The organism is Micromonospora lutea (assembly GCF_016863535.1).
Lineage (GTDB): Bacteria > Actinomycetota > Actinomycetes > Mycobacteriales > Micromonosporaceae > Micromonospora > Micromonospora lutea.
Map to the genome: position 1 here is coordinate 40,264 of NZ_BOPB01000038.1, position 9,888 is coordinate 50,151.

Genomic DNA, 9,888 nt, shown 5'->3' on the forward strand with positions numbered 1-9,888 from the left:
CGGGTTCCGCACGTCGAGCAGGCCCGTCAGTCGATCTGAACGGGGGAATCGGTGAGGCCTGTCCTGCGAAGAATCACAAGCGCGTCCACGGCGATGTTGGTCGCCGGCCTGGCAACCGTGGTGGTGGGGGGCACCGGCACGGGCGGCGCCGGGCGACGCGAACGCGCGCGGTGTCGTCGTCGACCTGGCCGCAGAGGTGGCCGGCGTAGCCGTGATCACCGCCGAGGCCACCATCGGTACGGCCACCGCGCCGGCCGCCGGCGGTACCGACAGCGAGACACTGCTGGCCGTCTCGATACCCGGGGCGCTCGGAGTGACCGCCAGCGGCACCGTTGAAGAGGTCACCGCCACCCGGGCGGCCGGGTCGTCGTCGGCGTCCGCCAGCGTCAACGACCTCGACCTGACCGTGCTCGGTGTAGACGTACTGGACGCTACCGAGGTCACCGCCACCGCGACCTGTCCGCAGGTCGGCGCGACCAGCGCGGACACCACGCTCGTCGGGCTGGAGCTGTTCGGCTCGGCGGTGACGCTGACGGCGAACACTCCCGCCGTCGTGGGCAGCACCGCCGTCGTGGTTCCGGGGCTGGTGGACGCGAGTCTGAACGCCGCGTTGAACCGCATCGAGACAACCACCGCCACCGGCGCCACGGCGATCGCCGTGCGGGCCACACTCACCCTGTCGGGCACCGTCCTCGGTGTCCCGACGACCATCCCGGTCGGAACCGTGATCGTGGCCGAGGCCACGTGCGAGCGTCCGCCCGCAGCACCCACCGCCGCGACGATCGCCCCCGACGAGGGCCCCCAGTCGGGTGGCCAGACGGTGACGATCACCGGTACGGGCTTCATTCCGGGCGGCACCACTGTCACCTTCGACGGCGTGCCAGCGCCCGGCGTCACGGTGGCGCCGGGCGGCAGCTCCCTGACGGCGGTCACCCCGCCCGGCGCGGTCGGTCCCGCGTCGGTCGTGGTCAGCACGGTGAACGGCACATCACCGCCGCTCGGCTACACGTACCTGGCCGACGGCAGCGCGGCCGTCATCACCGGTCTCACGCCTACCTCCGGGCCAACCTCCGGTGGTACGACGGTGACGATCACCGGGACCGGCTTCACCGGGGCGGCAGGGGTCGACTTCAACGGGATACCCGGCACCGGGTTCACGGTCAACCCGGCCGGCACCACGATCACCGTGGTGACGCCGCCGAACCCGGCGGGACCCGCCCTGGTCGAGCTCGTCTTCCCCGCCGGTCGGGTGACCGCGCCGACGTTCACCTACATCGCGCCGACGATTGCCTCGGTTGTGCCGGACAGCGGCCCGACCACCGGCGGCACGACGGTGACGATCACCGGGACCGGCCTCACCGGTGCCACCGGCGTGACCTTCGGCGACACGCCGGGGACCAGCCTCGTCGTGGACCCGAGCGGCACCTCGCTGACCGTGGACACCCCGCCGGGGCAGGTCGGCCCGGTGGACGTGACCGTGCTCATCCCCGGCGCGAACGCGACCGCACCGGACGGATTCACGTACGTGGCGGCACCGCCGACCGCCGGGTCGATCACGCCGAACGCGGGCCCGCAGTCGGGCGGCCAGGCGGTGACGATCACCGGCACCGGACTCGTCCCCGGCGACACGACCGTCACCTTCGACGGTGTGCCAGCCACCGACGTCACTGTCAACCCGGGCGGCACGTCGCTGACGGCGGTCACCCCACCCGGCGCAGTCGGCCCGGCCGTGGTCGTGGTGACCACCGGCGGCGGTACGGCGGCACCACTTGACTACACGTACCTCGCCGACGGCAGCGCCGCCAACGTGACCGGCCTGACCCCGACGAGCGGACCGACCTCCGGTGGCACCACGGTCACCATCACCGGGACCGGATTCACCGGGACGACCGGAGTGACCTTCGACGGGGTGCCCGGCACCGGGTTCACGGTCAACCCGGCCGGCACCACGATCACCGTGGTGACCCCGCCGAACACCGCCGGTCCCGCCGACGTGCGGCTGGTGTTCCCCGCGGGCACCGCCGCCGCGCCCCCGTTCACGTACCTCGCTCCAACGATCGCCTCGGTCGTGCCGGACAGCGGCCCGACCACCGGCGGCACCACGGTGACGATCACCGGGACCGGCCTCACCGGTGCCACCAGCGTGACCTTCGGAGGCACCCCGGGCACCAACCTCGTGGTGAACCCGGACGGCACCTCGCTGACCGTCGTCACCCCACCCGGCCTGCCCGGCCCGGTGGACGTCACCGTGCAACTGCCCGGTGACGACGTGACCGCAGCGGAAGGTTTCACTTATGAAACCGCCCCGCCCCGCATCGACATCGTCACCCCGGGGCAGGGGCCGACCGGCGGCGGCACGACCGTGACGATCAGTGGCTCCGGGTTCGTGCCGGGCGCGACCGAGGTCACCATCTGCGGTCGGACCATCCCGGCGAGCCAGATCACGGTGACGGCGGACGGCCGCTCGTTGACCTTCCGTACGCCGCCCTGCTCGGCCGGAAACACCACGGTCGTCGTGAGCACCGACGGTGGAGCCTCCAACGGGCTCGCCTTCCGCTACGTCACGCGGATCCTGCCGGTGACCGGTGACACCCTCGCCGCGCCCCTGACCATCGGCGCGACGCTCGCTCTCTTCGGCACCGTACTGCTGCTGCTGACCCGTCGCGGGCAGCGCACCGGTCGAATCGACTGACCGGATAGTCCCGGCCAGGACCCCGACCGGGTCCTGGCCGGGACGTGCGGACCGCCTGCTGTATCTCAAGTGGACACGATGGTGCCCGGTGCCTCAGTGATTCAAGCCTGTTCAGCAGGTACACCGTGGAGGAACCAGGCGGCGAGTGCTCGCAGGCGGTCGAGGCTGTCCCTGTAGTAGCTCTCAGGTTGCGGACGCGGGAAGCTGGGGTGCGCGGTATGCCCGGCGACCCAGTTCGGAATGGACCGACAGCTCTCCGTCAACCACTCGTCGGATGCCTCCCGGCGGTCGTACCTCTCGCAGACGACCCGCAGCGCCGCCTCCAGACGTGCAAATGCCGCCCGATCCCACTCCAGATCGATGCGCAGTTGCATCAGGAAGGACCCGTCATCGCACCCGAACTCGCCTCGCAAGACGGCGAGTGCCTCCTCGACTGTCTGCACCCGTCCCTCGCTCACCCGGCGCAGCCTAACCAACCAACGCTCATGTGCTCCCGGCCCGACGTGGCCAAGCGGGCAGGGACTGGGCAAGATCAAAGAAGACTGGAACGAAACGGCCCAGGTTCGGCGATCGCGCCGTTGACCTGGGCCGGTGTTGCTGGAGCGGGCGACGAGAATCGAACTCGCACCGTCAGTTTGGAAGACTGAAGCTCTGCCATTGAGCTACGCCCGCGTACACCCGGAGGACCGGGTGCGCCCGACAGCCTACCCAATACCCACGGCGGGCGCGCGGCCGTATCCCCGTGCTGCGCCGCATCGATCCGCGCAACATCCCGGATGTTGCGGCCGTGCGCCCCTGTGGAGGCCGCAACATCCGGGAAACTGCCGCCTGCCGCCTGCCGCCTGCCGCCTGCCGCCTGCCGCCTGCCGCCTGCCGCCTGGATGTCGGGTTCGTCCTCGTTCGGCGCGTTGGGTGACTCCCCGGCAACCTGGTGTCGGAGGGACGGCATAGACTGCTCGTCGCCACGGGGTGTGGCGCAGCTTGGTAGCGCACTCGCTTTGGGAGCGAGGGGCCGTGGGTTCAAATCCCGCCACCCCGACTGCCGCAAGCACCGGACGGCGGCGCCTGGAAGACCGGCACGCGGGGCAGGCCCGCCGCCGGCCCTGGGTGCTGCTGGTCCGCCGTGTCGGCTCGCCTACACTCGATGGGCCGAAAGTGCGCCCAGATTCAACCGAGATCCGTCAAGGAGTACGCCTGTGAAGAGCACCGTCGAGACTCTGAGCCCGACGCGCGTGCGGCTCGCCATCGAGGTGCCGTTCGTCGAGCTCGAGCCGAGCCTCAAGAAGGCGTACCGGGAGATCGGCCAGCAGATCCAGATCCCCGGCTTCCGTAAGGGGAAGGTGCCGCCGGCGATCATCGACCAGCGGGTCGGCCGGGGCACCGTGCTCAACGAGGCGGTGCAGGAGGCCATTCCGCAGAACATCCTCTCCGCCGTACGCGAGCACGACCTGAAGACGTTGGGTCGTCCCGAGGTCGAGATCACGGAGTTCAACGATGGTGACTCGCTGAACTTCACCGCCGAGGTGGACGTCCGGCCGGAGATCACCGTCCCCGACCTGAGCTCGATCGAGGTCACCGTCGACGAGCTGCAGATCGACGACAGCGAGATCGACGAGCAGGTGAACGGCCTGCGTGAGCGCTTCGCCACCCTGAAGACCGTCGAGCGTGCCGCGGCTGAGGGCGACTACGTCCAGATCGACCTGCGGGCGACCGTCGACGGCGAGGAGGTGCCGGGCGGCTCGGCCACCAACATCTCGCACGAGGTGGGCAGCAAGCAGCTTCTGCCGGGGCTGGACGAGGCGGTCGTGGGCCTGTCCGCCGGCGAGGAGACCACCTTCACCACCCAGCTCGTCGGCGGCGACTTCGCCGGTCGTGACGCTGAGGTGCTGGTGACCGTGCGTACGGTCAAGGAGAAGGAGCTGCCGGAGCTGAACGACGAGTTCGCCCAGCTCGCCAGCGAGTTCGACACGATCGAGGAGCTGCGGGGAGACCTGCGCGAGCGGGTCAGCCGGGGCAAGCGGGTCGAGCAGATCTACGCGGCCCGGGACAAGGCCCTGGAGCAGCTGGTCGAGGCCGCCTCCGTGCCGGCGCCGGAGGGCGTGATCCGCGACGAGGTGGAGAGCCGCAAGCAGGCGATGGTCGACCAGTTGGAGCGCATCGGCGCTTCGATGGAGGACTACCTCGCCGCCGAGGAGAAGACCGAGGAGCAGATCGACGCCGAGCTGAACGACGCCGCCACCCAGGGCGTCAAGGTTCAGCTGCTGCTGGACACCCTCGCCGACGCCGAGGACGTGCAGGTTTCCGACGACGAGTTCGGTCACGAGATCGTGCACCGCGCCCAGCGTGCCGGCATGGCCCCCCAGCAGTACTACGACCAGCTCGTCCGCTCCGGCACCGCCGGCGCGGTCTACGGTGACGTTCGGCGGGGCAAGGCGTTGGCCTCGGTGATGGAGCGCATCACGATCAAGGACTCGGCCGGCAACGCGGTGACCATGGACGCGCTGCGTGAGGCGAGCGAGCAGGAGCACTCCCACGAGCACTGATCGCCGGGTGGGGCCACCGTCCGCCGGTCGTGGTGGGTGGTGGCCCGATCCCTTTTCCGGGTACGCCTTCCACCTTGCTGCGCTGAGAGCGAACAGTGCCCGGACCGGGAGTCTGGTGCCCGGCCCAGCGGTTAGTGTCGGACACGACGGTACGGAGAGCGAAGGGCTGCCATGACCGACATGCACATCCCAGCGAAGCCACTTCGGGCGATTGACGCCCGCGGCGGTGACACCATTGGCAACCTCGACGACTCGGTCTACAACCGGCTGCTCAAGGAGCGGATCGTCTTCCTGGGCAGCGAGGTGACCGACCAGGTCGCCAACCGCATCTGCGCGCAGCTGCTGCTGCTCGCCGCGGAGGACCCGGACCGCGACATCAATCTCTGGATCAACTCGCCGGGTGGCTCGGTCTACTCCGGCATGGCCATCTACGACACGATGCAGTTCATCGACAACGATGTGTCGACCGTGGCGATGGGCATGGCCGCGTCCATGGGTCAGCTGCTGCTCTGCGCGGGTACGAAGGGCAAGCGCTACGCCCTCCCGCACGCTCGGATCATGATGCACCAGCCCTCCGGCGGAATGGGCGGCACCGCCGCCGACATCGCGATCCAGGCCGAGCAGATGCTGTACACCAAGCGGATGTTCCAGGAGCGCGTCGCCTTCCACACCGGTCAGCAGCCGGCGCAGATCGAGGCGGACTCGGACCGGGACCGTTGGTTCACCGCCCAGGAGGCCGTCGACTACGGCTTCATCGACAAGGTGATCACGGGGGCCGCTCAGGTTCCCGAGGGCGCCGGGACCCTGAGCTGATCGAGGAGCAGACGATGACCGACCTCAGCCTGCCGCCCCAGTTCGCGGCCGTGCACAACCGCTATGTCCTGCCGTCGTTCGTCGAGCGGACGTCGTACGGGGTCAAGGAGTCCAACCCGTACAACAAGCTCTTCGAGGACCGCATCATCTTCCTCGGCGTGCAGGTGGACGACGCGTCGGCCAACGACGTGATGGCCCAGTTGCTCACCCTGGAGGGGACGGACCCTGACCGGGACATCATCATGTACATCAACTCGCCGGGTGGCTCGTTCACCGCGATGACGGCGATCTACGACACGATGCAGTACGTCCGGCCGGACATCTCGACGGTCTGCCTCGGCCAGGCCGCATCGGCCGCCGCGGTGCTGCTCTCGGCCGGCACTCCCGGCAAGCGGATGGCCCTGCCGAACTCGCGCATCATCATCCACCAGCCGGCCACCGAGGGCGGCTACGGGCAGGGATCGGACATCGAGATCCAGGCCAAGGAGATCCTGCGGATGCGTACGCAGCTGGAGGAGATGCTCTCCCGGCACTGCAACCGCCCGGTCGACCTGGTGCGCAAGGACATCGACCGCGACAAGATCATGACGGCCGAAGAGGCCCGTGAGTACGGGCTGGTCGACACGATCCTCACCAGTCGTAAGAAGGGTCTGTTGGCCGCGAACGCGGCTAGCTGACCGCTACCGGGGCAGAGGTCGGCCGGGCTCGTTGCCGGCCGACCTCTGACACACCCGTTTTGGGGGTCGGAGAAACCTCCGGCAGCGGGTAACGTCGGGTCCGTACCGCGTCGCCGGGCGACCGGCGGGGTGAGAGGAAGACGGGCGGAGCGTCAGCGTCCGCAGGTCGTGGCCGGAGCTCCGGCCGATGAGTGCAGGGAGAACGTAGGTGGCACGGATCGGTGACGGCGGCGACCTACTGAAATGCTCCTTCTGCGGGAAGTCGCAGAAGCAGGTCAAGAAGCTCATCGCGGGCCCCGGGGTCTACATCTGCGACGAGTGCATCGATCTCTGCAACGAGATCATAGAAGAGGAGTTGGCCGAGTCCGGCGAGGTGAAGTGGGAAGAGCTTCCCAAGCCGATGGAGATCTGCCAGTTCCTCGACAACTACGTCGTGGGGCAGGAGCAGGCCAAGAAGGCGCTCGCCGTCGCCGTCTACAACCACTACAAGCGGATCCAGGCCGAGGCGGCCGGCGCGCCGGGTGCCGGCAACGACGGGGTGGAGCTGGCCAAGTCCAACATCCTGCTGCTGGGGCCGACCGGCTGTGGCAAGACCCACCTGGCCCAGACCCTGGCCCGGATGCTGAACGTGCCCTTCGCGATCGCCGATGCCACGGCGCTCACCGAGGCCGGCTACGTCGGCGAGGACGTGGAGAACATCCTCCTCAAGCTGATCCAGGCAGCGGACTACGACATCAAGCGGGCCGAGACCGGCATCATCTACATCGACGAGGTCGACAAGATCGCCCGCAAGTCGGAGAACCCGTCGATCACCCGGGACGTCTCTGGTGAGGGCGTCCAGCAGGCGCTGTTGAAGATGCTTGAGGGCACCGTCGCGAACGTGCCCCCGCAGGGCGGCCGCAAGCACCCCCACCAGGAGTTCATTCAGATCGACACCACAAATGTGCTGTTCATCTGCGGTGGGGCCTTCGCGGGTCTGGATCAGATCATCGAGGCGCGTACGGGGCACGGAGGCACAGGCTTCGGCGCTCGGCTCCGCGCGGTCTCCGATCGTTCCACCGACGACATCTTCAGTCAGGTCATGCCGGAGGACATGCTCAAGTTCGGGCTCATTCCTGAGTTCATCGGCCGACTGCCGGTGATCACGAGTGTCCGGAGCCTGGACCGCAGCGCGCTGGTACAGATCCTCACCGAGCCACGCAACGCGTTGGTCCGGCAGTACCAGCGCCTGTTCGAGCTGGACGGCGTCGAGCTGGAGTTCGAGCGGCCGGCCCTCGAAGCCATCGCCGACCAGGCCATGCTTCGTGGTACGGGTGCTCGTGGGCTGCGCGCCATCATGGAGGAGGTGCTGCTCTCCGTGATGTACGAGGTACCCAGCAACCCCGATGCCGCCCGCGTGCTGATCAGCCGTGAGGCGGTGTTGGAAAACGTGAACCCGACGATCGTTCCGCGGGAGTTTACGGGTCGCCGGGCCCGACGCGAGCGCGAGGAGAAGTCGGCCTGATCCGACCTGCGCGGCGTCCGCACGCTGCGGCCGGCAACCCTTCACCCGTACGCTGGCAGCCATGCGCGTCGCCGTCTGCCAACTGAACTCCCGCGACGACCGCGAGGCGAATCTGGCCGCCGCGGAAGCCTTGATCGATCGTGCCGCCGGGGCCGGCGCGGACCTGGTGCTGCTGCCGGAGTACGTCGACTATCTCGGTCCGAGTGCTGGAATGCCGGCGCCGGAGTCCGCAGAGGGCCAGGTGGGTCGGTTCTTCGCCGCTGTCGCTCGCCGATGTGGCGTCTGGCTGATCGTCGGTTCCTTCCACGAGGCGGGCCCCGACCCGGACCGCACCTGGAACACCACGCTGGTCTTCGACCGCTCCGGCACGCTTGCCGCCTCCTACCGCAAGATCCACCTGTACGACGTGGAGATTCCCGGCCGCGTCTCCTATCGGGAGTCCGCGACCGTCGCACCCGGTGACCAGCCGGTCGTGGTGGACGTCGAAGGGCTCCGGGTGGGCCTGTCCATCTGCTATGACCTGCGCTTTCCGGAGCTCTATCGGCAGCTGGCGACCGTCGGCGCGGCCCAACTGCTCGTGGTGCCGGCGGCCTTCATGATGCACACCGGGCGGGACCATTGGGAGGTGCTGCTGCGGGCCCGCGCCATCGAGAACCAGTGCTTCGTCGCGGCAGCTGGACAGACCGGTGATCACGAGCCGGGCCGCACCTGTTACGGACGAAGCATGGTGATCGACCCGTGGGGGACGGTCCTGTCGCAGGTCCCCGACGGCCCGGGGTTCGCGGTGAGTGACATCGATTTGAGCTGCCTGGACCGGATCCGTGCCGAGCTGCCGAGTCTGGCGAACCGTCGGCTCTGACGCTGCTATCCCTGAAGCAGTACGCCGACCAACGCGAAGCCGGCGATGGCGGCGGCGGTGATCAGTAGGGCGGTGCTCATTCGGGACGGGCCACGCTGGGCCAGGCGGCGGATAGAGACGAGGACCGCGAAGAGCACGAAAGCCCCGATGACCAGTTGCCAGATCGGTAACAGGAGGCCGAGCAGCGCGTCCTCGGCGAGGACCGAGCTTGCGGGCCGGGACACGTCATCCATGCCAGACACTCTGGCACGCCGGAACCCCTCGTGGTCGTCGACGCGAAGACACTCCGCCGCGACCCGCCTCCGCATCTGACCCCCGGCTTGGCCCGCCGAGCCGTCGGACGGGCCGACCACCTGGGGCGACGGCAGCACAACCAACGTCCTGACGAACCCGCATCGATTGCATCGATGAGCACTGATTTGCCTTATCCGAGGCGTCCGCGTAACTTTCTCTCTGCACGCGGGAGGCCGGGCAAACCGGCCGAGAACGGGCGCCAGCAACGCACCGACCACGTCGGCGCGAGGCTGAGGCCGGGCGGTGTGGAGCGACTCTGCAAGATGGAGTTGCGATCGCGAAGCCGACCGGGTAAGGTTCTGGAGCCGGCAGGAGCCGGGCGGGTTGCCTTGAGTGGCAATCGGCCGGTCTGCGGCTCTCCGCGACAGTTCTGACCGCCGAAAGGCGGTCGATGGCGTGGGTCCGAGCTAGCTACGAGATGCCTGATCATCAGGTTGACCTCGAAGCACGGTTCGGATAGTTTGGAGCGGTTGCCCCAAACGCAGTTTCTTTGTGAGGCTGGGTTT

8 protein-coding genes and 2 tRNA genes are annotated in these 9,888 nt (G+C 68.7%); 7 read left to right on the forward strand and 3 right to left on the reverse strand.

The genetic code is table 11. The features are described from left to right. The first annotated feature begins 211 nt into the window (after nucleotides 1-211). Entirely contained in the window at nucleotides 212-2,692 is a 2,481-nt protein-coding gene (locus Vlu01_RS26640) for an IPT/TIG domain-containing protein (protein ID WP_204004694.1), read from the forward strand. Between the two features lie 101 nt (nucleotides 2,693-2,793). On the opposite strand, the gene Vlu01_RS26645 is transcribed toward Vlu01_RS26640, so the two are convergent. Beyond that, on the reverse strand, nucleotides 2,794-3,150 hold the full coding sequence (locus Vlu01_RS26645; RefSeq protein WP_204004698.1) for a hypothetical protein: 357 nt from the start codon (nucleotides 3,148-3,150) through the stop codon (nucleotides 2,794-2,796). Between the two features lie 140 nt (nucleotides 3,151-3,290). Beyond that, a tRNA-Gly gene (locus Vlu01_RS26650) sits at nucleotides 3,291-3,364 on the reverse strand. A 293-nt stretch (nucleotides 3,365-3,657) separates the two neighbouring features. On the opposite strand from Vlu01_RS26650, the gene Vlu01_RS26655 reads away from it, so the two are divergent. The 6 genes from Vlu01_RS26655 (at nucleotide 3,658) to Vlu01_RS26680 (ending at nucleotide 9,088) form a co-directional block, all read left to right on the forward strand. Next, nucleotides 3,658-3,731 (forward strand) — tRNA-Pro (locus Vlu01_RS26655). A 157-nt stretch (nucleotides 3,732-3,888) separates the two neighbouring features. After that, entirely contained in the window at nucleotides 3,889-5,235 is a 1,347-nt protein-coding gene (gene tig, locus Vlu01_RS26660) for a trigger factor (RefSeq protein ID WP_204004702.1), read from the forward strand. 171 nt (nucleotides 5,236-5,406) lie between these two features. Further along, a complete protein-coding gene (locus Vlu01_RS26665; protein ID WP_169600058.1) occupies nucleotides 5,407-6,048 on the forward strand; it encodes a ClpP family protease in 642 nt (213 codons plus the stop codon). Between the two features lie 14 nt (nucleotides 6,049-6,062). After that, nucleotides 6,063-6,725: an ATP-dependent Clp protease proteolytic subunit gene (locus tag Vlu01_RS26670; protein WP_093411492.1), complete on the forward strand. Its 663-nt coding sequence runs from the start codon at nucleotides 6,063-6,065 to the stop codon at nucleotides 6,723-6,725. Between the two features lie 208 nt (nucleotides 6,726-6,933). Next, nucleotides 6,934-8,229 (forward strand): ATP-dependent Clp protease ATP-binding subunit ClpX, encoded by a 1,296-nt coding sequence (clpX, locus tag Vlu01_RS26675; RefSeq protein WP_204004705.1) that lies wholly within the window; start codon nucleotides 6,934-6,936, stop codon nucleotides 8,227-8,229. A gap of 61 nt (nucleotides 8,230-8,290) precedes the next feature. Further along, on the forward strand, nucleotides 8,291-9,088 hold the full coding sequence (locus Vlu01_RS26680; protein WP_204004708.1) for a carbon-nitrogen hydrolase family protein: 798 nt from the start codon (nucleotides 8,291-8,293) through the stop codon (nucleotides 9,086-9,088). Nucleotides 9,089-9,093: 5 nt separating this feature from the next. Here the strand turns inward: Vlu01_RS26680 and Vlu01_RS26685 are convergent, their stop codons facing one another. Then, entirely contained in the window at nucleotides 9,094-9,321 is a 228-nt protein-coding gene (locus tag Vlu01_RS26685) for a hypothetical protein (RefSeq protein WP_204004711.1), read from the reverse strand. Between the last annotated feature and the right edge of the window lie 567 nt (nucleotides 9,322-9,888).

Excerpts from the sequence above, each read along its gene's own strand:
- Vlu01_RS26665 (WP_169600058.1), top strand. The coding sequence starts at position 5,407 with ATGACCGACATGCACATCCCAGCGAAGCCACTTCGGGCGATTGACGCC.
- Vlu01_RS26685 (WP_204004711.1), bottom strand. The coding sequence starts at position 9,321 with ATGGATGACGTGTCCCGGCCCGCAAGCTCGGTCCTCGCCGAGGACGCG.
- Vlu01_RS26670 (WP_093411492.1), top strand. The coding sequence starts at position 6,063 with ATGACCGACCTCAGCCTGCCGCCCCAGTTCGCGGCCGTGCACAACCGC.
- Vlu01_RS26680 (WP_204004708.1), top strand. The coding sequence starts at position 8,291 with ATGCGCGTCGCCGTCTGCCAACTGAACTCCCGCGACGACCGCGAGGCG.